18 protein-coding genes and 1 pseudogene (1 of these 19 running past the window's edge) are annotated in these 22,422 nt (G+C 62.7%); 10 read left to right on the top strand and 9 right to left on the bottom strand.

Annotation, left to right across the window (positions count from 1 at the left end; translation table 11 throughout):
- Positions 1-145: 145 nt before the first annotated feature.
- From B2J77_RS21725 to dsbD, 6 genes and pseudogenes are all read right to left on the bottom strand, one after another.
- Positions 146-397 (bottom strand): annotated as a pseudogene (locus B2J77_RS21725) (IS66 family transposase); the annotation flags it as partial.
- A gap of 33 nt (positions 398-430) precedes the next feature.
- Positions 431-700: an IS66 family transposase zinc-finger binding domain-containing protein gene (locus B2J77_RS21720; RefSeq protein WP_256675192.1), complete on the bottom strand. Its 270-nt coding sequence runs from the start codon at positions 698-700 to the stop codon at positions 431-433.
- A gap of 15 nt (positions 701-715) precedes the next feature.
- On the bottom strand, positions 716-1,660 hold the full coding sequence (locus B2J77_RS13520) for an RHS repeat-associated core domain-containing protein (RefSeq protein ID WP_228385193.1): 945 nt from the start codon (positions 1,658-1,660) through the stop codon (positions 716-718).
- Positions 1,661-2,083: 423 nt separating this feature from the next.
- Positions 2,084-2,842: a thiol:disulfide interchange protein DsbG gene (dsbG, locus tag B2J77_RS13515; protein WP_058638437.1), complete on the bottom strand. Its 759-nt coding sequence runs from the start codon at positions 2,840-2,842 to the stop codon at positions 2,084-2,086.
- A 2-nt stretch (positions 2,843-2,844) separates the two neighbouring features.
- A complete protein-coding gene (locus B2J77_RS13510; RefSeq protein ID WP_058638438.1) occupies positions 2,845-3,681 on the bottom strand; it encodes a TlpA disulfide reductase family protein in 837 nt (278 codons plus the stop codon).
- Positions 3,681-5,402: a protein-disulfide reductase DsbD gene (gene dsbD, locus B2J77_RS13505; RefSeq protein ID WP_078478841.1), complete on the bottom strand. Its 1,722-nt coding sequence runs from the start codon at positions 5,400-5,402 to the stop codon at positions 3,681-3,683. Before dsbD ends, B2J77_RS13510 begins: the two co-directional genes overlap by 1 nt.
- 281 nt (positions 5,403-5,683) lie before the next feature.
- Between dsbD and B2J77_RS13500 the strand changes: the two genes are divergently transcribed.
- The 7 genes from B2J77_RS13500 to B2J77_RS13470 all read left to right on the top strand — a co-directional run bounded on the left by B2J77_RS13500 (position 5,684) and on the right by B2J77_RS13470 (position 14,197).
- Positions 5,684-8,515: a xanthine dehydrogenase family protein molybdopterin-binding subunit gene (locus B2J77_RS13500; protein ID WP_078478840.1), complete on the top strand. Its 2,832-nt coding sequence runs from the start codon at positions 5,684-5,686 to the stop codon at positions 8,513-8,515.
- Positions 8,508-9,044 (top strand): (2Fe-2S)-binding protein, encoded by a 537-nt coding sequence (locus B2J77_RS13495; protein ID WP_023535868.1) that lies wholly within the window; start codon positions 8,508-8,510, stop codon positions 9,042-9,044. The genes B2J77_RS13500 and B2J77_RS13495 overlap by 8 nt, the downstream gene beginning before the upstream one ends.
- Before the next feature lie 2 nt (positions 9,045-9,046).
- A complete protein-coding gene (locus tag B2J77_RS13490) occupies positions 9,047-10,258 on the top strand; it encodes a cytochrome c (protein ID WP_078478839.1) in 1,212 nt (403 codons plus the stop codon).
- A gap of 3 nt (positions 10,259-10,261) precedes the next feature.
- Positions 10,262-11,233: an XdhC family protein gene (locus B2J77_RS13485; protein ID WP_058638443.1), complete on the top strand. Its 972-nt coding sequence runs from the start codon at positions 10,262-10,264 to the stop codon at positions 11,231-11,233.
- Entirely contained in the window at positions 11,230-11,805 is a 576-nt protein-coding gene (locus B2J77_RS13480; RefSeq protein WP_058638444.1) for a nucleotidyltransferase family protein, read from the top strand. Before B2J77_RS13485 ends, B2J77_RS13480 begins: the two co-directional genes overlap by 4 nt.
- 389 nt (positions 11,806-12,194) lie before the next feature.
- Positions 12,195-12,878 (top strand): response regulator transcription factor, encoded by a 684-nt coding sequence (locus B2J77_RS13475; protein WP_058604839.1) that lies wholly within the window; start codon positions 12,195-12,197, stop codon positions 12,876-12,878.
- Positions 12,875-14,197, top strand: coding sequence for an ATP-binding protein (locus B2J77_RS13470; RefSeq protein ID WP_058638445.1), 1,323 nt, complete (start codon positions 12,875-12,877; stop codon positions 14,195-14,197). The genes B2J77_RS13475 and B2J77_RS13470 overlap by 4 nt, the downstream gene beginning before the upstream one ends.
- Positions 14,198-14,825: 628 nt before the next feature.
- Here the strand turns inward: B2J77_RS13470 and B2J77_RS13465 are convergent.
- Positions 14,826-16,189 (bottom strand): IS3 family transposase gene (locus tag B2J77_RS13465; protein ID WP_100850704.1). Its coding sequence is split into 2 segments (ribosomal slippage): positions 14,826-15,724 and positions 15,724-16,189, totalling 1,365 coding nucleotides; the frame shifts between segments, so codons are not numbered across the junction.
- A gap of 213 nt (positions 16,190-16,402) precedes the next feature.
- Here B2J77_RS13465 and B2J77_RS21530 point away from each other — a divergent pair.
- Positions 16,403-16,621 (top strand): hypothetical protein, encoded by a 219-nt coding sequence (locus B2J77_RS21530; RefSeq protein ID WP_194286084.1) that lies wholly within the window; start codon positions 16,403-16,405, stop codon positions 16,619-16,621.
- A gap of 49 nt (positions 16,622-16,670) precedes the next feature.
- Positions 16,671-18,062: an aspartate aminotransferase family protein gene (locus B2J77_RS13455; protein WP_058606009.1), complete on the top strand. Its 1,392-nt coding sequence runs from the start codon at positions 16,671-16,673 to the stop codon at positions 18,060-18,062.
- A 39-nt stretch (positions 18,063-18,101) separates the two neighbouring features.
- On the opposite strand, the gene B2J77_RS13450 is transcribed toward B2J77_RS13455, so the two are convergent.
- Positions 18,102-19,070 carry a siderophore-interacting protein gene (locus B2J77_RS13450; protein ID WP_078478838.1) on the bottom strand — a complete coding sequence of 323 codons (969 nt, stop codon included), beginning with the start codon at positions 19,068-19,070 and terminating at the stop codon, positions 18,102-18,104.
- A 65-nt stretch (positions 19,071-19,135) separates the two neighbouring features.
- Complete coding sequence (locus tag B2J77_RS13445) at positions 19,136-20,257, bottom strand: cupin-like domain-containing protein (protein WP_078478837.1); 1,122 nt, start codon at positions 20,255-20,257, stop codon at positions 19,136-19,138.
- 186 nt (positions 20,258-20,443) lie between these two features.
- Here B2J77_RS13445 and B2J77_RS13440 point away from each other — a divergent pair, with 186 nt between their 5' ends.
- Positions 20,444-22,422: the 5' end (the start) of a non-ribosomal peptide synthetase gene (locus tag B2J77_RS13440; RefSeq protein WP_078478836.1), read on the top strand. The gene runs 7,672 nt beyond the window's last position; 1,979 of the gene's 9,651 nt are visible here — the first part of the coding sequence; it begins with the start codon at positions 20,444-20,446; its stop codon lies beyond the right edge, outside the window.

Genomic DNA, 22,422 nt, shown 5'->3' with positions numbered 1-22,422 from the left:
TGGGGTTTATGGAGCGCTTACCCGTCTTCACCTTTCTCAAGCGTGTTCACTGCGCCGGTCCATGAACCCCACCTGCCCGCAAGGTGAGGTTTCAGTAGATCGTGGCATTACGGACTCACAGTTCCACGGCAACAGCGATTCGTAGTCACCAACTGTCGACGCATGCGTTAGCTGTTCCAGTGCGTGGCGCAGCCAGGCCCCTGCCTGGCAGGCCACCCGTTTGTACCCACATCCAGTGTTGACTGCGTGGCTCACTGTCAGACTCTTCCGATACCTGAATACGGGTTTCGTCGCAGTAGATGACCTGGCTGGCCAGCAAACTGTCGCGCATCACGTTCAGCAGCGGCTGGAAGTGTTCCTGCACTGGATGACTCAACGCGCCAACGTGTGCCTTGGAATATCGATGCCCTGGCGGCCCAGTACCTTGTGGTCACAATGAAGGGGTAGACCATCGATGTACTTTAGTGGTCAGCAGCATGGCCAGTACGCTGAAGCTGGCCAAGCTCTTCTGGATCAATTGAGCTGGCTTGTCGACTGTCACTGGTGCGGCTTCGAAGTCACGGCAACCGTAAATCTTACGGATGTGCTTGATCACACAGATCTGCATCGGAACGATTTCGAGCTGTTCTCTGAACTCATCACGGATGGCATGCTTGCGGCACCCAAATCTGTTGCGGTTAGTACGGTTGGCAGCTCTCATGCAGTGGGTGTGTAGTTAATTAGATCGCACAGATGACAAGTGGCTCTCAAGATAAAATGTTTTCCACCGCCGAAATTTCAAGGCAATCGAAACTTGGACTAACTTTTGGTAAAGGGGATCTTGTGCGAACATTGTGTCTGTGTCGCGGCCGGGAAGGGGCAGGCCATGTGTGTCGATGCCGGCTGCAAACGAGGCCGCGGCCAGCGATTCCACTTGAGCTTCATATTCGATGTGACTAAGCGGTGATGTCGTATCTAGGTGTCTCAAGGTCAGGTCCAAAGTCCTCTGATCCGCGTAAGGTCTGGGCGTATACTGAGGAGGCCGCGAACCGTTAATAGGGTGATCTGTAGGAATAGCTTTGCTTCTCTCTCTAGCGTCTTTTACTAATGAATTAAAGTGGTTAGTTATCGCGGTTGCTTTGGCTTGATCATAGGGTGGTGGTGCGCTGAAGTTAGGAGACACTATGGCCTTTGAAATTGATTGATGGGTTTTCGCAGCATCGACAAGAGCGGGAATAATATATCCGTTAGATTTATTTCTTCTCGCAAACCAAAACTTTATATGTCCGGAGCTGTCTGTGTAATTGACCGGATCGCCTGCGCAATACATATAGACATTAATTCCGCCTGCCCCAAAAGGGCTCCAACTATCAGGTGATATAAATCGCATTAGAGAGGGGCTGAAAGCGCGGTATCCATTGCCCAGTAAGTAACATTGCGTATGTAATTCTAAGTTTTCGCCGTTGAAGTTTGTCAGTGTTCGTGATGGTGGTGATGTGTGTCCGTAGGGGGAATGTGCATGAGATTCTGATTGTTGACTGCTCTTTGTTGTAAGTGCTGAACCCTTCCCATCCGTGAATAGCAGGAGTGGATGGCACTGAATGTCAGTGCTTGTCTCTGCCAAAGGTTGATGACCCGCACGGAAGGCGGTGCGTGTGCTTCGGCCTCCTCGCACTGTCATTAGCTTACCGTTCTGGTAAAACATCAACTTAGTGTCAGTACTTAGTATCATTTTAGAAACCCTGTGTGGGCAGATAGATAGGTCACCAGTTTCTCAACACGACTGCCGCACGACAACTGACATAAATACTAGGTGAAGCTGCAATCGGCCCAGCTTGCGCAGCGCTTAATGGCCTCGATAATCGGGCGGGTACAAATCTTCAAGTACCCAATCCAATTTCTCGTTTCTAGGCTCTGTACGAAATTCTTAGAAACCCGGTCATTGCGCTGCCGTCGAAAGGGTTTTTTTTAGATTCCTCAGCCCTCAACGGAAAGTAATCCTATGATAGCGAAGCGGTGCAAAATCTCGAACGAGGCTTGGGCTCTGGTCTGTGCCGATGAGGGATCGACTACCGCGCCAAGCCGATCCCGCGCTCATGCCCCGTTACCGCTTACCCAAAATCGTCCCTAGCATTTCCGGCCGTGGCGCCCCTTGCTGGCTATGCACCTTGCCTTCCCTGTCCTGATAGAAGATCGCAGGTGTGGCCTGCAGCCCCATCTCCTGCATCAGGGCCATGTTGGCGGCGAGCTTCTGCTGCACGTCGTCTGGCACTTTGTCCAAAGCCTTGAGGGTGCTCGCCCGGCCGGCTTTCTCGTGCTGCTGCAGGGCCTTGGCGGGGTCCTTCGCGGCCAGCAGTGCTGCCGACTTACCTGGGCTGTCCTCACGGATGATACCGACCATGATGTGGCGCAGCTGCACCTTGCCCGATTCCACCCATGGCCGGGCCTGCTCCCAGAACATGTTGCAATACGGGCAGTTGGGGTCGCTGAACAGGTAGACCTTGCGCGGTGCATCAGCCTTGCCGTCGGCGATCCAGGCAGACTTTTCCATCTTTTGCCAGAACGCCTGGGTCATGGGGCCGTACACCAGCTTCTCCAGTGGAGCGGCGCTCAGGTCCTGGCCCTGTTCGTCGAACAGGCTGCCCACCAGCACGTGCTTGCCGTCAGGAGTGAGGTACAAGGCCAGGGGGTTGTTCTGATACTCGGCGGCATAGCCGCGCAGGCCGTTGGGCGCATCGAAGCTGCCCTTGATCACGGCGCCCTTGCTTTGCAATTGCTGGACCGCCTTGGGCAGGTCTTCGGCATACAGGGCAGGGCTGGCAAGCAAGCAAACGGTGAGCGGGAGGAGTGCAGGCAGTCGCATGGTCAATGTCCTTGTGCGGCAGGTTCGGGCGTGGTGGCCCGTTCGTAGGATTCCAGGGCGTGACGCAGGCTGGCGCGCGACAGCTCGCCCAAGTGGCTGCCGAGCAGGCGGCCGCCCTCGTCGTAGAACAGGGTGGTAGGCAGGGCCATGGAGCCGACGCGCTGGGCCAGCAGGCCAGTGCCGTCGAACAGCACGTGGGTCAGGCTCAAGCCGGTGGTGGCCAGGAACGTGCTGACGTTTTCAGGTGTCTCGCCCTGGTTGACGAACAGGAACGTCACATGGGGATACTCGCCTTGCGCCTGTTGCAGCACAGGCATTTCCCGACGGCAGGGCGGGCACCAGGTTGCCCAGATATTGATCACCAGCGGCTTGCCCCGATAGCTTTGCAACGCCACTGACTCGCCTGCAGCGTCGCGTAGGGTGATCGCAGGCAGTTCGGTCCCCTTGCTGTACAGATGGCTACCAAAGCTGGCCAACCCCCAGAACAAGGCGCCGCTGAACAGCGCCCAGCCCAATGGCCTGCGCAGGCCAGGGCGCCGCCAGCCTTGCCACACAGCGGCCAGGCTGATGCCCACAAGCCCAGGCCAGAGCAGAAAACCGCCGTCGCGGATATCGATGACCTGGAGCAGATCGCCTCGGTACATCGACCAGTACGCCACGACAAAACCGATCCGCGCGCACAACAGGCCGATCAGAAACAGATTGAACAGCGCGGACTCGGGGCTCTCGCCGCCACGCCTTGCCACCCACCAGCCAACCACGCTGGCGATGCCCAGGGCACACAGCAGCACCAGATGGTTCAGGGCCATGGTCAGTGGTCCCAGGGTCACGGTCAGCATCAGCCCTGGCTCCGGGTAAGGGTCCACTGTTGCAAGAAGGTGGCGGCATCCACTTCTCCGGTGATGCGCCTTGCCCGCCGCTCCTGGCCTTCTGGCCCAAGCCAGATCAGGGTAGGCGGACCAGGCACCTGGTAACGCTGCAACAGCGCCTTGCTGGCCGGCGTATCGGTGGTCACGTCCAGGCGCAGCAGGTGCACGCCGGCCAGTTCGGCCTGGACGTCGCTGCGGCTGAACACCTGCGTTTCCATGACCTTGCACGCCACGCACCAGTCGGCGTAGTAATCGAGCAGTACCCACTGGTTACGGCTTTTGGCCGCGTCCAGTTCCCGTTGCAACGCCTCGGGCGTGCTCACGGTGACGAAGGCATCGTGGGCAGGCGAGGCGGTGGCGACTGCAGTCCCACCCGCAAAGGGGCGCAGCGGTTGCCATAGGTCACTGCCGCCGGCAGCGGCCCCGATCAACAGCAGGCCGCCCCACAAGGTCGCCAGCAACGGCGCAATGCGCAGCGCCGGAAGGCGCTGCAACGCAGGCCAGGCGGTCCAGCCCAGTGCGATCAGCCAGGCCCCGCTCAGGGCCAACAGCAAGCTGGCTGGCAGCAGGCTGCGCACCGTGTACAGCGCCATGGCCAGGAACACGAAGCCGAAGATGCCTTTGACCAGGTTCATCCAGGCGCCAGGGCGTGGCAGGAAGCGATTGCCCAGGGTCACGATCAGCAGCAGCGGTACCCCCATGCCCAGCCCCAGGCTGAACAGCACCAGCGCCCCCTGGAGCACGTCGCCGCTCTGGGCGATATACAACAAAGCCCCGGCCAGCGGCGCGGTCATGCAGGGGCCCAGCAGCAGCCCGGACAACACGCCCAGCAACGCGGCGCCATACAGATTGCCACCGCGCGTGCCCTGGCCGGCGCGGTCCAGGCGGTCGCGCAGGGCAGCGGGCAATTGCAGTTCGAAGGCGCCGAACATGGGCAGGGCCAACAACACGAACAACGCGGCCAGGCTGCCCAGCAACCAGGGTTGTTGCAACCAGGCCTGCAAGCTGGCGCCCAGTAGCGCGGCCACCACACCCAAGGCGGCATACACCAGGGCCATGCTCAGCACGTAAGTGCCAGCCAGCAGCCAGCCGCGCCGTGCACTGGCACCATTGCCCAGCACCAGCCCGGCGAGAATTGGCAGCATCGGCAACGAACAGGGCGTAAAGGCCAGCAGCAGGCCCAGGCCGAAAAAGGCCAGCAGGCCCCAGGCCAGGTTGCCGTGCTGCAGGCCGCTGGCCAACGCCTGATCGCTGGCCTGTTCAGCTTCCAGGGCGGCGACCGAGGCTTCGCCGCCTAGGTCGATCAGCGTCGTCTGCGGGGGGTAGCACAGGCCCGCATCGGCGCAGCCTTGCCAGCCAAGACGCAACTGCCCCTGCGCGCCGGGCGGCACTGTCAGCTCAAGCTGTTCGCGGTAGACGGTACTGTCGCCGAAAAATTCGTCGTGGTGATTGATGCCCGCAGGCAGGGGTGGATGCTGGGCCTTGGGTAGCCCGTCGAACTTCAGGCGTTTCTGGTACAGGTAGTAGCCCGGCTGAATCAGGAAATACAGGCGGGTAGAGCCGTCGGCCTGACGGTCATGGGTCAGCACGAAAGCCTGTTCGACGGGCAGAAAGTCAGGCTTGGTGGCGAATGGGTTGGCCTGCGCTGGGCCAGCCAGCAGCACCATCAGTAACAGCAAAAGAACGCGCATGAGTTTGCCTTGGCAGATCGTGGAATGGGGCCATGCTGGCGAGGAGCGATTAACACACTGTTAACGCAGGATTAGGTTCACGCAAGACCGCTGACATCAGGGTTCGAAGAAATACCGCGACACAATGTCAGCTTGACTTTGCTTGTGGTGGTGTCAATGCGGTAAAGTTGACAATCAAGTCAGTTTTTCCTGACCTGCACGACAGGGTTTCGACCCCCTCGACCCCTGCACAAGAATTAAGAACACATGGGCAGCACCCCCTGCTGCCCAGAGGATCAAGCATGTCCAACCGTGATATTTCTCGGCGCGCCTTCCTGCAAGGCGGCCTGATCGCTGGCGTCGGCGTGACGATGGCGCCGCTTGGCAGCCAGGCGTTCGCCGCGCTGCTGGAGGACCGGGTTACCGCCTCGCCGCTCAAATGGATGAACCATGATGGCAAGGCGCGCTTTCGTAACGACGCGTTGTCGAAAGTCTGTGGCAACAAGGTCTTCGCCCGTGACATTCGTGCCAAGGACATGCCCGGCTGGCCTGCGCAGCAAGGCCATGCACTGTTGCTCAAGGCCACCAAGGCCGACCGCCTCTACGAAGGCCACGACCTCAGCCTGCTGGGTGCCGAGTTGCAGCCGGACCGCATCGTCACCGCTGCCGACCTGGAACGCGACGGCATAGCCTGGCCCGAGGCGCATTCGCCAGACCCACTCTTGCCCCCTGGCAAGGTACCGATGTTCATCGGCCATCCGGTCGCGCTGCTGATCTGGCACGACTTCGAGCGCTTCCGTCAGGCCAAGCGCTTGCTGCAATTCAACGACCAGGTGATTCGCTACGGTGCCCAGGCGCCGTTGTACCAGCGTGACCCCTACGGCAGTTTCCGCTTCGTGCGGGTAGGCGGTGCCACCCCGTTCGACGAGGACGAATTCTCCAGCCTGAAGGATTCGCCGCTGTTTCCCACCATCCTCAACCGCAAGCCGGTGTGGTCCAAATCGCCCAACCAACACGGCGACCTGACCCAGCAGGGCCTGTTCTACGCCAACCGCATGGCCGAACAGCTGGCCAACCCGCCCGAGGACTGGCTGGTCTTCGACGAGCGCTTCAAGACCCCCTCCATCGAGCCGGCGGCCTTGGAGCCAGACAACGGCAACGGCTGGTTCGACGTGGCCAGCGGCACCCTGCATTTCGTCGTGGCGACCCAGTGCCCGTTCGAGGCCGCGCAGGAATGCGTGCACATGATCAAGCCGTCACGCTTTGGTCTCAAGCACTTGAACATGCACCCAGGCTACACCGTTGGCTACGGGTCCAAGGACAACAACATCTTCGTCTTCTACGCTGCCGTGGCGGCGCTGTACGGCGAGGGCGTGCCGGTGCGCCTGGCCAACGACCGCTACGAGCAATTCCAGAGCGGCATCAAGCGCCACGCTTTCGACATCCGCTACCAACTGGCGGTGGACAAGAAGGACAACAGCTTCAAGATCTTCCGTGCCGACATGAGCTGTGACGGCGGCGGTCGCATCAACTACAGCCCCTCCGTCGCCGCCGTGGGCGCGACCGCTGCCCAGTCGATCTACTACATGCCGCAGAACGATCTAGCAGTCACTGCCTATCATTCGCGGGCAGTGGAAGCCGGTTCCATGCGCGGTTACGGCACCCTGCAAAGCATGGCCGCCACCGAGATGATGGTCGACGAAGTGGCCGGCCGCCTGGGCGTCGATGCCATCGACCTGCGGCGCAACAATGCCCTGAAGTCGGGTATGAAGAACACCCAGGGTGCGGTGCCAGCCGGTGCATTGCGCCTGCACGAGATCCTCGACAAGGCGGCTCAGCACGAAGGCTGGCGTGAACGTGATGCCCGCAAGCAACGGCGCGAGGCCAGCGACCCGGATCACTGGTACGGCACCGGCTTTGCCATCTGCCAGAAAGACTTCGGCACCGGCGCCGAAGCGCCGATGGCCAGCATCGAGTTCAGCCGCGACGGGCGCATCAGCCTGCGCCACATCGGCACCGAGCTGGGCACCGGCATGTCCACCTCCCAGGCGCTGGTGGTCAGCGATTTCCTGGGCCGTTCGGCCGACGACGTGCTCACGGCCGTCACCGAGTGGCCCGAGCTGCAACTGTCCACCAGCGGCAACCCGTACCTGATCAGCCAGGCCGAACAGGATGCCGCCCTGCGTAACCCGCGCTGGGTTGGCAAACTGGCCTCACCCTCGTCGGCGACCAACTCGGCGTTCTACTTCAGCCATGCCACTCGCGAGGCAGCTCGCGCGTTGTTCAATCACGGCCTATGGCCTGCTGCCATGGCTATCTGGACCCAGGGCCCGCATGGCGGCCAGGCCAACCCGTTGGTGGTGCGTCGGGAAAACGCTGTGTGGGTCAACGGTGAGCTGACCGGCAACGGCCTGGCGCCTATTCCCTTTGCGCAGCTGGCCGAAAAGGCCCATGCCATGGGCCTGGTGACAGGCGTGAGCGTGCACGGCTTCAACCGCTGGAGCTGGGCTGAGTCCGACTTCGTCATCGACGGCGTGCGTGAACGTTTCCCGCTCGACGCGTTGGCTGTGAAGTACGGCGACGGCGCCGCTAATGCCAAGAAGGCGCAGATGACCAGCAGCGGCTACCACCTGCTCGACCGTCAGAACCCCGCCTACCCCGATACTCAGTTGAACAACGCCATGGTCACCTATTACAGCCCGGTCGCCACCTTGGTGGAGGTCAAGGTGAACAAGGGCACGCATCAGGTGCAGGTGCTCGATCACCACAGTTGGGTCGAATGCGGCCGCGTGTTGGTGCCTGAACTGGTCAAGGGCCAGCTCGAAGGCGGCATTGCCATGGGCATCGGCCATGCGCTGACTGAGGAAATGCCGTTGTACGAAGGCGGGCCGGGGGAGGGCGACTGGAACTTCAACCGCTACCGCCTGCCGCACGCGCGTGATGTGGCGGTATGGACGCAAAGCAGCGAGATCCTCCCGCCGCTTTCACCCACCGACCCGTCCAAAGGCATCGCCGAGGTGGTGATGATCCCGATCGTCGGTGCCATCGGCAATGCCGTGGCCCATGCCATCGGCAAGCGCGTACGCGATCTTCCCATTACCCCAGCCCGTATCCAGGAGGCCCTCAATGGCTAACCGTCCACTGCAACTGACCCTCAACGGTCAACCGGTCGGCCCGGTCCAGGTCCCTGACGACCTGGCAATGATCGACTACCTGCACGAGCACCAGAACCTCACCGGCTCGCGCCTGGGTTGCGGGCAGGGTATCTGCCACGCCTGCGTGGTGATCGTCGACAACCCCGACGGTACCAGCGAAGAAGTGCGCACCTGTATCACCGGCGCCCATTACTTCGAAGGCAAGAAGGTCCGTACCATCGAGGGCCACGCCCAGCAGGACGAGGCCGGCAACCTTACGTTGAACCCGATCCAGCAGAAGTTCGTCGACCTGTTCGCGTTCCAGTGCAGCTACTGCGCACCAGGCTTCGTCAACGCCGCCACGGTGCTGGTGGAAACCGCCCAGCGCCAACCGCTGAAAAAGAGCGAGGTGCAAGCACGTATCGAAGCCAGCCTTGGCCACCACATCTGCCGTTGCACCGGCTATGTGCGTTACTACCAGGCCACGCGCACGGTGCTCGATGACCTCGGCCTGGTGAAGGAGGGTTGAGCATGGGCTTTTTCCGTAGCGCCCTGGCGCTGGCGTTCGGCCTTGCCGCAACGTGCTCGGCGCTGGCCAGTGATGACGCCCAGCTCAAGCGCGGCCAGTACCTGGCCCGGGCTGCCGACTGCATGGCGTGCCACACGGCCGAGGGCGGGGCGCCGTTTGCCGGGGGCCTGCCGATTCATTCGCCGTTTGGCACCATCTACGGCACCAACATCACCCCCGACAAGCAGTACGGCATCGGCAACTACAGCGCCGAGGAGTTCTTCGCGGCCGTTACCCAAGGCAAGCGCAAGGACGGCGCCAACCTGTATCCGGCCATGCCCTATACCTCGTATCACCTGATGCGGCGTGAAGACTCCGATGCAATCTTCGCCTACCTCAAGACCATCGCCCCGGTCCATCGCCCGGCACCACAGACGGCCCTGCGCTTTCCGTTCAACGTGCGCCTGGGTCTGAGCGGCTGGAACATGCTGTACGGCAAGAGCGTGCAGGCCCAGCCTGTCGAAGGCAGCAGCCGCGCCTGGCAGCGTGGCCAGTACCTGGTCGAGGTCATGGGGCACTGCGGCGAGTGCCACACCCCGCGCAACGCGGTCGGCGCCTTGCAGCAGGACCTGCGCCTGAGTGGCGGTCTGCTCAACGGCTACCTCGCCCCAAGCCTGCTGGCCACCGACCTGGCCGAGCGCGGCTGGTCGCAACCGGACCTCACCACGTTCCTCAAGCACGGGATCAGCGCCCAGGGCAGCATGTTCAATGAGATGTTCCCGGTGGTGCACCTGAGCACTCAGCACCTGGAAGACGCCGACCTTGCCGCCATGGCCACTTACCTGCTGGGCGACAACCCCCCGGCGGCCAAGGTGATCGCGCCCGTGCCGCTGGCGCAGATGAGCGACAGTGCCCAGCGCGGCCGCCAGCAGTACCTGAACGTGTGCGCCGGTTGCCATGGCGTGGAAGGCCAGGGCAAGCCGCACATCGCCGTGGCGATGCAGGGCAATACGGTGCTGCGCCAGGCCGATTCGCGCAACCTGGTCAAGGTGATACTCGACGGAATCCGCGAACAGCAGTTCACCGGCTTCGAGCGCATGCAGCCGATGCCAGGGTTCGCTGATAAGCTCGATGAACGCCAGGTGACCGACATGGTCAACTACCTGCGTCAAGCATGGGGCGGGCTGCCCGGTGATCTCAGTGAACAACAGCTGGCCGAGCTGAAAGCGGAGTAAAGCGTGCAGCATCTCGATCTACAGGTGATTCGTCAGGCGTTGCAGTGGTCCAGCACAGGTCAGGCGGTGTGGTTGTGCACCGTGCTCGCCACTTACGGCTCGGCGCCCCGCGCGCCGGGCTCGTTGCTGGCAGTCAACGACCAGGGCCAGTGGCTGGGGTCGTTGTCCGGCGGCTGCGTTGAAGACGATTTTCTTGAACGCGTGGCCCTGGGCGAGTTCGTGCAACCGGCTGCCATCGTGCGCTACGGCGATGGCAGCGACCCGCGCTCGCGGGTCAGCTTGCCCTGTGGCGGCGTGCTGGACGTGCTGGTGGAAAGCCTGCCGTCCAGTTGCCAGGTGCAAGACCATCTGCGCCAGCTGGAAAGCGCGCTGCTGGGCCAGCGTCGGGTGCTGCGCCAGGTGAAGGTGCCCAGCGGCATCCAGGGGCTGGCGGACGCTGCCGGTCAAGGGCCGCGTGTGCACCGTGACGGCGACTACGTGCACCTGCGCGTGGGTGCCGCCCAGCGGCTGCTGCTGGCGGGGTATTCCAGTGTTGCCCAGTACTGCGCCGAATTCGCCAAAGCCATGGGGTTTGAAGTGGTGCTGTGCGAGCCGCGTGAAGAGGTGCTCGACGGGGTGCAGATCGACGGTATCGAGATACGCCGCGAGCTGCCTTCGGAATTCATCTTCAATGGCGGTTGTCATGCCGACACCGCCGTGGTCGCGCTCACCCACGACCCCAAGATCGACGACCTGGCCATGCTCGAGGCCGTGCGCACCGCGGCGTTCTACATTGGCGTGATGGGTTCGCGTGCCACTTCCGATAAGCGCCGCGAGCGGCTGCAACGCATCGGCGGCCTGAATGCCGATGCGCTGGACCGTATCCATGCGCCCATTGGCCTCAACCTGGGCAGCAAGACACCGGCCGAGATCGCTTTGGCGGTGTTGGCAGATGTACTGCGGGTGCGCAACGGCCTCGACCGAGCCGCCTTGTGAAGGTGGCGGCGCTGGTGTTGGCCGCTGGGCGCAGCAGGCGCTTCGGTGCCGACAAGCGCCGGGCCTTGCTGCCCGACGGGCGCGGCCTGTTGGCCCAGTGTGTACAACGGGCCGAGGCAGTGTTCGAGGATGTGCGGGTCGTGGTGCGCGAGGACGAGGGCCGCGAGGACTTCGACCTGGGTACCGCCTGTGGTTGGGTGGTCAGTGCCCAGGCGGCTTCGGGCATGGGCCACAGCCTGGCGGCAGGTGTCGCCGCCCTGGCTGACAGCGATGCGCAGGCGGTGGCCATCCTGCTGGGGGACATGCCGTGGATTGAGGCCGCGACCCTCAGGCACTTGGCCGAGGCCGCCCAGGCTTCGACCATCGTGCTGGCGCGTCATGCAGGGCAGCAAGGTCACCCTGTGATCTTCGGGCGCGCGTTCTGGCCGGCGCTGTTAGGGCTGACCGGTGACGAAGGCGCCAGAGCAGTGGTGCATGCCAACCGCGCCAGTTGCACGGTGATCGAGGTGTCAGATGCCGGGGTGCTGATGGATGTGGATACGCCTCAGGCGCTGGGCTTTTCAGGGCGTTGAGCAGGGTGGGGCACGTTGTGCTGCGCTGTATCTGTAAGATAGCGATCTCTGTAAAAAGGGCCTGGCTGGATCGGTCATGGGGGGAGTGCGCTGTTTTAAGGTTTAAGCTTCGCAGCTTATAGTGCCGGGGCCGCCTTGCGGCCCATCGCGGCACAAGGGCCGCTCCCACACGGGAAGCCGCTAGGCTCCAGATGGGGTGCATGACAGTTGACCCCACAAAGTTAAGCACCGCATGGTCCGGCGCTCTTGCAAGACCGCTCGTTGACCGTCGGGCAATCTGCACGTATCCCCGCCCAATCCTTTTCCCCAAACCCTGTGCCTGCGTCCATAATTCCCCCTTAATCCATTCACGCTGCAATGTCGGTTACACCATTGCGGGAGCCCCATCCATGCACGTTCTGCTTTGCGAGGACGACGACCTCATCGCTGCCGGCATCTGTGCAGGCCTTGCCGCACAGGGCCTGACTGTTGACCGGGTGGGCAATGCCGCCGGCGCCCGGGCCATGCTTCAGGCCGCGCAATTCGATGTGATGATCCTCGACCTTGGCCTGCCCGACGAGGACGGCCTGAAGCTGCTGCGCCGCCTGCGTCAGCAAGGCGAGACCTTGCCAGTGCTGGTGCTCACCGCCCGTGATGCGGTCACTGACCGGGTCGACGGCCTGCAAGCGGGGGCCGACGACTATCTGCTCAAGCCGTTCGACCTGCGCGAACTGGCCGCGCGCCTGCACACCCTGCTGCGCCGTGTCGCCGGCCGTGCGGTGAACGTGATCGAGCATGGCCCGCTGCGTTACGACCCCAGCAGCTGCGAGGCGACCCTGGCCGGCAAACCCGTGGACCTGTCCCGTCGTGAGCAAGCCTTGCTCCAGGCCCTGTTGCAGAACGCCGGGCGCGTGCTGTCCAGCGAGCAGTTGAAGGACTGCGTGTACGGTTTCAACGACGAAGTGGAAAGCAATGCGCTGAACGTGCATATCCATCACCTGCGCCGCAAGCTGGGCAACGGCATCGTCGAGACCGTGCGCGGGCTAGGCTATCGCCTGGGCCCTGCCAATGCGCCAACCGAGACGCCAACATGAGCCTACGTGTGCGTTTGAGCCTGATCCTGGGCAGCGCTTTCGTGATCATTTGGGCGCTGGCTGCCGCCTGGATGCTGCGCGACCTGCGCCAGCAGATGATGTTCTCCCTCGACCAGCGCCTGGTGGCATCTGCACGCATGGTGGCCGGCCTGATCGACCAACTGCCCCAGCCGCTCAGCGTCAAGGGCGAAGGTACCCACTACGCGGCCGACCAGTTGAGCGTACCGGACGGCATGGCCTGCCAGGTCAGCTCGCTGCGCGGGGAAATCCTGGCCAGCAACCACAAGCACGATGGCGTCATGGATGACGGGCGCAGTGGTTTTCGTGACCAGACCATCGACGATGCCTCATGGCGCACCTTTACTTACAACCATGGCGATGTGCGCATCACCACGGCCGACCGGCGCATGGAGCGCGAAGCCCTGAATCAGTCCATCCTGCTCGCTGCCTCGGCGCCGGTGCTGATGGCCTTGCTGGGCAGCCTGGGCTTGCTCTGGATCGGGCTGGGAAAGGGCCTTGAACCGCTCAATCGCATGCGCGATGCCCTGCGCCGCAGGCGCCCCGACAGTGTCGAGCCGTTGCAGGTGGCGGGCATGCCCAGTGAGCTCCAGCCGTTGCTGGAAACCCAGAACCAGCTGTTCGTGCGCATTGCCCAGACCATCGAGCGCGAGCGACGCCTGACCGACGATGCCGCCCATGAACTGCGCAGCCCGCTGACAGCCATCAAGACCCACCTGCAGGTCGCCCGCATGACCGAGGGCGCGGTGCGCGAACAAGCGCTCGAACATGCCGAACAGGGTGCCGATCGCATGCACCGGACCCTGGAGCAATTGCTCATGCTGGCACGGGTCGAGGGTAGCTTGTCGTTCGACGACGGTGTGCAGTGCAGTGCCGAGCAAGTCGCGCGTCAGGCGGTGCAGGACGCCGGGGGTGGTGACAACCGCAGGATCGTCCTGAACTTGCCGCCCGAGGCTGCCCTGGTCTACCTGAGCATGCCCGCACCGCTAGCGGTGGCGGCGCTGCGCAACCTGCTGGACAACGCCCTGCGCCATGGCGGTGACGAGGCGGTGGAGCTGGAGGTACAGGCAGCTGAAGGGCAGGTGGGCTTCGTGGTGCGCGATCACGGGCCGGGCATCGCCGAGGCAGACCTCGGGCACCTGACCGAGCGCTTCTGGCGTCATGGTCAGAGCAGCGGCTGCGGGCTTGGCCTGGCCATTGTCCAGGCAATCGTGCAGCGCTGTGCAGGCAGCCTGAAGTTCGATAGCCGAAGTGATGGGTTGAGGGTGGTCTTGCAGGTGCCGGCGCGGCCTGCGGGGTGATCCTGGGTTTTGTATGAAGTTCTGGGGCCTAGAAGCACACCGGGCAAACCTGGTTGAGTAAACTAGCACTTTTATAGTCGGTAAAGATGTCGGCTGCTAAATATTTCGGTAGACTTCTCGCTCTATAAGTATTGCAGTTGCAGTTGCAGTTGCAGTTGCAGTTGCAGTTGCTCTTGCTTCTAAGCGCGCGGTAGTTCAGGCGCCGCAGATCGCGACTTCAGGAGGCCGAGCGCAGGGCTTGCGGAGGGAGGTGACAGGCATGGATGCCTGTCAAGCGCTGGGCCCCAGGATGGGGCCTGCAGCGCGGTTCTCCCGGGAGCAAGCCCGGAGCGAGGGAACCCCGGAGCGCAGCGTAGGGGCCGGATGATAGGAGCAGGCGGTTTTTGCTTACTTTTTGACAAGACAAAAAGTGAGCCGCCGTAAGGGCGGAAAGGTGACTGTGCGCCACCCGCGCCAATGAATACCAACTTGCTATGTGCGCCCGCGCTTTCAAGTTTCAAGTTTCAAGTTTCAAGTTTGATTGCGTTGGCGTGGGTATTGAAAGAGAGCATAGTCCATTTGCGATGGCGACGCTTAGTCACCTTTTCGCCCTTACGTGAACTGACCCCCAAAAGTTGGACAGTGAGCGCTATGGGGCCAGCGCGTGGGTCCGAAATTGTATCGGACTCAGGCCATTAAGTCTGAGACTGATGCGTTTTTGGTTGTAGTAAGCGATGTAATCATCAAGTCCTGAAGCCAACTGCTCGACATTTTCAAACGACTCCAGGTAAAAATATTCGCTCTTGAGTGTGCCGAAAAAGCTTTCCATTGCGGCGTTGTCTAGGCAGTTGCCCTTACGCGACATACTCTGCTCAATGTTCTTCTCGGCCAGCATATGCCGGTAAGTGGGCTGCCTGTACTGCCATCCTTGATCGGAGTGCAATATCGGTTTATCACCTGGATTCAGCCGCTCAAAGGCTTGCTCAAGCATTGCCGAGACCATCTTGAACTCCGGGCGCCGGTTAATCTGATAAGCGAGGATTTCGCCGTTATACAGGTCCATCAACGGCGAAAGAAACAGCTTCTGCCCCTTCACTTTGAACTCTGTCACGTCGGTTGCCCATTTCTGATTAGGGGCTCCTGCCTTGAATTCTCGCCTGAGCAGATCAGGCGCAACCAGTCCCTCTGAGCCTCGGTACGAGCGATATTTCTTCGCCCTGACCAGCGACTGGAGACCCATCAGCTGCATCAGTCGCTGCACCTTCTTGTGATTAATCATCCGACCGTTGTGCTTGAGGGTCTCAGTGATCCGGCGATAGCCATACCGTCCCTTATGCTCGTGATAGACGTTGTTGATACTCTCTTTCAAAGCCGCATGCTTGTCAGTCAACAACACCTTGCTTTGGTAATAAAAGGTACTACGTGCAAGCCCGGCAGCACGTAACAGCAGAGCGAGTCGATGCCCGTGCCTCAATCCCTGGACAGCCTTCGTTTTCTCGCCTGCGCAGTGCGAGGGTCCGCTTGGATCAAGGCATCGAGCTTTTTTAGGTAAGCATTCTCCGCACGCAGATATTCCAGCTCTTCGAGCATTTGCTCGGGTGTCAGGTCGCTATCCGAAGCGGTAGGAGGACTTGCGCTGGTTTTTTTCGATGGCTTACGGGGCATGCTCAACTCTCGGGTATGATGCGGATGAAGTGCTTCAACTCCGCCTTGATCATACAACCTTTTCCACTGCCTGATGCTACTTGGGCCACGAATATCAAACTGGATGCAGGCTTGCTGGGCAGACAATCCTTCTTGCTCAATGCACTGCAAAACCTTCAATTTGAACTGGGCATCGTAGCGGCTGTACTTGGCACTTAAACCGGCTGCGCCGTGTTTTTCATAGCCCTTTACCCACCGACGTAGCATCGATGGACTGAGGTCATGCTTTAGCGCCACTTCATGAATGCTAGGAGCAGAAAGGCACTCTTCGATGAGTGCCTGTTTGAGCGCCAGGTTGTATTTCGTCATGGGACACCCTCCGGTGAGATAGGTGTCCAACATTCGGGGGTCAGTTCAACGGCGAGTCACTTTTTGTCAAACGCGACAAAAAGTAACCAAAAAACGCTGCGCTCCGTTCATACGGCCCCTACGCTGCGCTTCGGGGTTCCCTCACTCCGGTCTTGCTCCCGGGAGGACCGCGCTGTAGGCCCCATCCTGGGGCCCAGCGCTTGACAGGCATCCATGCCTGTCACCTCCCTCCGCAAGACCTGCGTTCGGCCTTCTGAAGTCGCGAAGATCAAAAGCAAGATCAAAAGCAAGATCAAAAGCCAGATCAAGAGCAAGAGCAAGAGCAAGAGCAAGAGCAAGAGCAAGAGCAAGAGCAAGAGCAAGAGCAAGAGCAAGAGCAAGAGCAAGAGCAAGAGCAAGAGCAAAGCCCCCCTAAATCCTCCCCCCGGCTAAGCGTCTCTCAAGCGACTACCGCCCATTCGCTTGCTTGCGAGGATCCACCATGTCCACCGCTACCAGCCTTGCTCAGGTCCCACCGGCCACCACCCCGCACCCCCTGTACGAATTCACCGATTCGCCGCTGCTGCACCGCCAGCAGCAACAGGAATCCAATGCCCGCAGCTACCCCCGCCGTATCCCGCTGGCCCTCAAGCGCGCCCGTGGCATTTATGTCGAGGACGTCGAAGGCCGCCAGTTCATCGATTGCCTGGCCGGTGCCGGTACGCTGGCGCTGGGCCACAACCACCCCGTGGTAGTCGAAGCCATCCAGCGCGTGCTGGCCGATGAACTCCCCCTGCACACCCTGGACCTGACTACCCCAGTCAAGGACCGCTTCGTCCAGGACTTGTTCGCCGTGCTGCCCGAAGCACTGCGCCGTGAAGCCAAGGTGCAGTTCTGTGGCCCGACCGGTACCGATGCGGTGGAGGCCGCGCTGAAGCTGGTGCGCAGCGCCACCGGCCGCAGCACGGTCCTGACCTTCCAGGGCGCCTACCACGGCATGAGCCAAGGGGCACTGAGCCTGATGGGTAGCCTGGGTCCCAAGCAGCCCCTGGGCGCATTGTTGGGCAGCGGCGTGCAGTTCATGCCATACCCCTACGACTACCGCTGCCCGTTCGGCCTGGGCGGCGAAGCGGGGGTGAAGGCCAACCTGCACTACCTGGAAAACCTGCTGCTCGACCCCGAAAGCGGGGTGCCGCTGCCAGCCGCGGTGATTCTGGAAGTGGTGCAGGGCGAAGGCGGCGTGATACCCGCCGACATCGAGTGGCTCAAGGGCGTACGGCGCATCACCGAGCAGGCGGGTGTTGCGCTGATCGTCGATGAAATCCAGAGCGGTTTCGCCCGGACCGGACGCATGTTCGCCTTCGAACACGCCGGTATCGTGCCAGACGTCGTCACCCTGTCCAAGGCCATCGGTGGCAGCCTGCCCCTGGCCGTGGTGGTCTACCGCGACTGGCTCGACACCTGGAAGCCAGGCGCCCATGCCGGCACCTTCCGCGGCAACCAGATGGCCATGGCTGCAGGGTCTGCCGTGCTCGAATACCTGGTCGAGCACCGCCTGGCCGACCATGCCGAGGCCATGGGTCAGCGCCTGCGCGGGCATTTGCAGCGCCTGCAGGCAGATTATCCGCAGTTGGGGGATATCCGTGGTCGGGGGTTGATGCTGGGCGTGGAATTGGTCGATCCGCAAGGCATGGCAGACGCCCAGGGGCACCCGCCGGCCAACCGCGAACTGGCCCCGCGCGTACAGCGCGAGTGCCTCAAGCGAGGCCTGATCCTGGAACTCGGTGGCCGCCACGGGGCAGTGGTGCGTTTCCTGCCGCCCTTGATCATCAGCGACGAGCAGGTCGACGAGGTCGCTCAGCGCTTCGCCGCTGCCGTGGCCGCGGCGGTCTGAGTCCAGCGGGGGGCCGTGTGCCCCCGGCTACACGCCCCGTCAGTCCAGGGTTCTGCCAGCGCGCCAGTAGCCCATCAGGGTCAGCCATTGACGTGGCAACCCGCGCTCCTTGATCAAATGGCGACGGATGGCCATGACCGTGGCCGACTCGCCCGCCACCCAGGCGTGGAACACGCTGCAGGCGGTACTGGCCTGTTCCCACAGAATGCGCGTGTCAATATCGATATCTTCCAGCCTGGCCTCGGGCACTGCGTGCCCCTGGGGCAGTCGGGCCAGTTCACGCACGGTATGCAGCATGGCCTGGCCCTGCGCGCAGTTCAAAAGATCCCGTGGCAGCCAGTGCAGCTCAACGCCGCTGCCGTGACGCACCTCCAGGCAGTCGGCCTGCAAGGGCACTTCAATGAACGCCTGCACCGCCAGGTCCGGTTGCGTCACGGCCAGAGCTTCGAGGATGCCGGCAATCGCTGGCAGCGCCGTTTCATCCCCGACCAGCAACACGTTGCGTACCCCTTGCGGCGGCTTCCACTCGTACCCACCAGGGTCTCCCGCATGGGCCAGGTTCGGTGCCAGCATCTGCAGGCGATCCCCCGGCCGCGCCTCGGTAGCCCAGGCAGAGGCAGGGCCGTTGACACCGTGCAAGACGAAATCCACGTCCACCTCCAAGGCCTCTGGGCGCAGCGCGCGCAAGGTGTAGGTACGCATCGGTGGGCGCTGTTCGGCAGCGAGCGCGCTGTGGGCGGCCTTCCAGTGCTGGTCGGCAGGCAGTTGCGCAAGGGAGCCATCGGGCGCGGGGAAGAACAGCTTCACCCGCTGGTCCGGTGCCAGGGTGGTCATCTGCGCCACGTCGGGGCCTGTGAACACCAGCCGGGTGAGCGAAGGTGTGAGGCTCAGGCGGCGGCTGAGCACCAGGTCGAACAGGCGGTAGGGCTGGGGTTGGCGCCTGGCGCCGCCAATCAGACGGCGCAGGCCTTGCTGGAGGGTTTGGGTCAAGCGGGCTGGGCTGGGCATGGGGCGTTCTCGTGCAGACGTCTTTGCTGAGAAACGAGCCGACGCCCAGGCAAATTAACCGCGCCTTACCAACCGCGACCGGAGTTCACCCAGAAGTTGACCGACAGCGAGGTGGACACCGACTCCACCTGGTGGAACCAGCCCTCGGGCAAGAACAGCAGGTCGCCGGCTTGCAGCACCACACGCAGGAACGGCACATCGCGGGCGGCCGGGAACCGCTGGTAGTCGGCGGCATCGGGGTTGAAGTCGCAGCCGTCCAGGCCACCCTTGGGGCTGGTCGACCAGGTGCCCAGCGCCGGACGGTGATGCGGGGCGGCAAGGATGAACGACTTCTGCCCCCAGACCTGGGCGAACAGGTTGTCGGTGTCATCCCGGTGCAAGGGGGTGAGCGTGCCCTTGGGCCCAATCCAGATGCGCGGCGCGATGTAGCGCGAACGCTCGAAGTAGTCGGGGAAGCGGATCAGCGCCAGGAGCTTTTCCGGGACGATGTTGTTGCCCATGTAGGCTGGGGTTTCACCCGGTTTGGCCGGCGTATCCAGCGAGGCAATGAAGTCGGCCATGGAGGTGGCGCGAAAGTCGCGGTCGGTGGAGAAAGTTTTCTTCACATAATCGCCGTGGCGGGTGATGCCTTGCAGCTCGGCAAAGTGCGCGATGGACGCCTCACGCCCCATGCTGAACAGCGGCCAGTCGTGCAGGGCATCGCTCATCACCACCGGCATGCCCAGCGGCAGGTACTCCCGGGCAAAACGCTCGGCTGACAGCTGCGCCCGCGGCAGGCGGGGTACCTCACGCAGCACAGGCTGCGCTGCCGATACACGTTCGCTGATGCGTGCGGGCGTAGGGTAGCGTTGATTCATGGCCACCTTGCTGGCCGAAGTGCCTTGCCGCGCGCTGTTGATGATCTGCGGCAGCAGCGTGGCCAGGCCCATGTTGCCGGTGATCTTCAGCCGCGCACTGGCGAACAGTTCCTCGACATTGGCCGTGCCGCCCATGATCCCGAGAAAGTCGCGTTCGGCTACCTCGATGGTGACGTCCGGCGCGGCGTGGCGGCCAACACCGGTGCGGCTCTGCTCGCGTACCTCCGACCAGAAGGCCCGGTCATGGGCGAAGACGAACTGGTAGACGCCCTCGATGCCCACGCCATGGGCATTGGCGAACAGCCTGCTGAGAATGCTCTGAAGGTCCACGGTCAACCCCTGTCGATCTGTCGTTGTGCAGGGTTAACGAGCGATACGAGCACCGATTTAACCGGCGCCTTACCGGCATGCCTGGCGCCAGCGCCTAAGCTGGGCGGCTAATTTTCTCGCGTCTTCCTACGTCCCGTAGGGATAGCCGAGCCAACGCTCGATACCCAACTGTATGGAAGGTCGCAGATGAATGCCGATAAGTCCCTCAAGCTTGCCCGCCGTTTCATAGAGCTGCCAGTGGACAAGCGTCATCTGTTTCTGGATGGCCTGCGCGCCGAAGGCATCGACTTTTCCCAATTCCCCATCGCCGCCGACGTGCAGGTCCCGGACCGCGATGCACTGTCGTATGCCCAGCAGCGCATGTGGTTCCTCTGGCAGCTGGACCCGCGCAGCGGTGCCTACAACCTGCCCAGCGCCGTGCGCTTGAGCGGGCCTTTGAACGTGGCGGCGCTGGAGCAGGCCTTTGCTTGCCTTGTAGAGCGCCACCAGAGCCTGCGCACGGTGTTTGCCGAAGGCGCAGACGGCCAGGTCCGGCAGGTGGCTGCCAAACACCCGGTGCACGTTGCCAAGCACAGCCTGGTTGAGCTGGACGCCGATGCCCAGGCGCGCCGTGTGCGCGAGCTGGCCGAACAAGAGGCGCTGCAACCCTTCGATCTGGCCGTCGGCCCCTTGATGCGCGTGAGCTTGCTGACGCTTGGGGCGCAGGAGCATGTGCTGCTGTTGACCCTGCACCACATCGTGTCCGATGGCTGGTCGATGAACGTGCTCATCGACGAGTTCGTCCAGGCCTACCAAGCCTTTGCCGCAGGCGTTGAACCCGCGCTGCCGGCTTTGCCTGTCCAGTACATGGACTACGCCCTGTGGCAACGCAAGTGGCTGGAGGCCGGTGAGCAGGCGCGGCAGTTGGACTACTGGCGCGAGCAGTTGGGCGATGAGCAGCCGTTGCTGGAGCTTGCCACCGATTTTCCACGCCCGGCGGTGGCCAGCCAGCGCGGCCAGCGTCACGAGCTGGTCATCGATCCCGCCCTGGCGGAACAACTGCGGGCCCTGGCGCGCCAGCACAACGTGACCTTGTTCATGGTGTTGCTGGCAGCATTCAATGTGCTGTTGTACCGCCACACCGGCCAGACCGATCTGCGCATCGGCGTGCCCGTGGCCAACCGCAATCGGGCCGAGGTCGAAGGCTTGATCGGTCTGTTCGTCAACACCCAGGTGCTGCGCACCACCCTGCAAGGGCAGCAGTCGGTCGCCAGCCTGCTGGGCGCCGTGAAACAGACCGCCGCCGGTGCCCAGGCGCACCAGGACCTGCCCTTCGAACAGTTGGTCGAGGCCCTGGACCTTGACCGCAGCCTGAGCCATAACCCGCTGTTCCAGGTGATGTACAACCACTTGCCGAACGTTGCCGATATCGAGGTGATGACGGTGGGCGAGGGGTTGGAACTGCGCCCTCTGGAGGCGAGCAGCCGCCCCACGCCCTTCGACCTGACCCTCACCACCTTCGAGCGCGGTGGCCACCTGCATGCCTCGCTGACCTACGCCAGCGAGCTGTTCGAGCCGGCCACCATCGCGCTTATGGCCGGGCACTGGCTGCAGCTGCTGCAGGCGATGAGCGAGGATGCCGACCAGCCACTGGACCAACTGCCTTTGCTCGACGCCCATCAGGCGGCGCTTTTGCACCAGCAGGCCGCAGGCCCGCAGGCACCGGCAGCGCCGTCGGCATTGGAGATGTTCGAGGCCCAGGTGCAGCGCGTTTCCCATGCCCTGGCGCTGACATTCGCTGGGCAACGCCTGAGCTACGCCGAGTTGGATGCCCGCGCCAACGCGCTGGCCCTGCAACTGGTCGAGCTGGGCGTCGGTGCTCAGGTGTGCGTCGGCCTGGCCGCCGGGCGCTCGTTGGAAATGGTGATCGGCCTGCTGGCCGTGTGGAAGGCCGGGGCGGCCTATGTACCGCTGGACCCGGCATTCCCCGCCCAGCGGCTGGCCTACATGATCGAGGACAGCCGGGTCGGCGTGCTACTGACCCAGCAGGTGCTGCAAGCCAGCCTGCCGCAGCTCGCCGGGGTGACGACCCTGTTGCTCGACCCCGCTCGCCCTGAAGTCAGTGCACGGGGCCCACAGCGGCCAATCGACGCGGCCGAGTTGGCCTACGTCATCTACACCTCCGG

Source organism: Pseudomonas parafulva (genome assembly GCF_002021815.1).
Classification (GTDB): Bacteria; Pseudomonadota; Gammaproteobacteria; order Pseudomonadales; family Pseudomonadaceae; genus Aquipseudomonas; species Aquipseudomonas parafulva_B.
The sequence above is the reverse complement of the archived record's forward strand: the minus strand, read 5'-3'. Positions and strand labels throughout refer to the sequence as shown.

What these genes read in the sequence shown, in the direction of transcription:
- B2J77_RS21720 (WP_256675192.1), bottom strand. Translation starts at nt 700, where the DNA reads ATGAGAGCTGCCAACCGTACTAACCGCAACAGATTTGGGTGCCGCAAG.
- B2J77_RS13520 (WP_228385193.1), bottom strand. Translation starts at nt 1,660, where the DNA reads ATGACAGTGCGAGGAGGCCGAAGCACACGCACCGCCTTCCGTGCGGGT.
- dsbG (WP_058638437.1), bottom strand. Translation starts at nt 2,842, where the DNA reads ATGCGACTGCCTGCACTCCTCCCGCTCACCGTTTGCTTGCTTGCCAGC.
- B2J77_RS13510 (WP_058638438.1), bottom strand. Translation starts at nt 3,681, where the DNA reads ATGCTGACCGTGACCCTGGGACCACTGACCATGGCCCTGAACCATCTG.
- dsbD (WP_078478841.1), bottom strand. Translation starts at nt 5,402, where the DNA reads ATGCGCGTTCTTTTGCTGTTACTGATGGTGCTGCTGGCTGGCCCAGCG.
- B2J77_RS13500 (WP_078478840.1), top strand. Translation starts at nt 5,684, where the DNA reads ATGTCCAACCGTGATATTTCTCGGCGCGCCTTCCTGCAAGGCGGCCTG.
- B2J77_RS13495 (WP_023535868.1), top strand. Translation starts at nt 8,508, where the DNA reads ATGGCTAACCGTCCACTGCAACTGACCCTCAACGGTCAACCGGTCGGC.
- B2J77_RS13490 (WP_078478839.1), top strand. Translation starts at nt 9,047, where the DNA reads ATGGGCTTTTTCCGTAGCGCCCTGGCGCTGGCGTTCGGCCTTGCCGCA.
- B2J77_RS13475 (WP_058604839.1), top strand. Translation starts at nt 12,195, where the DNA reads ATGCACGTTCTGCTTTGCGAGGACGACGACCTCATCGCTGCCGGCATC.
- B2J77_RS13470 (WP_058638445.1), top strand. Translation starts at nt 12,875, where the DNA reads ATGAGCCTACGTGTGCGTTTGAGCCTGATCCTGGGCAGCGCTTTCGTG.
- B2J77_RS21530 (WP_194286084.1), top strand. Translation starts at nt 16,403, where the DNA reads ATGCCTGTCACCTCCCTCCGCAAGACCTGCGTTCGGCCTTCTGAAGTC.
- B2J77_RS13455 (WP_058606009.1), top strand. Translation starts at nt 16,671, where the DNA reads ATGTCCACCGCTACCAGCCTTGCTCAGGTCCCACCGGCCACCACCCCG.
- B2J77_RS13450 (WP_078478838.1), bottom strand. Translation starts at nt 19,070, where the DNA reads ATGCCCAGCCCAGCCCGCTTGACCCAAACCCTCCAGCAAGGCCTGCGC.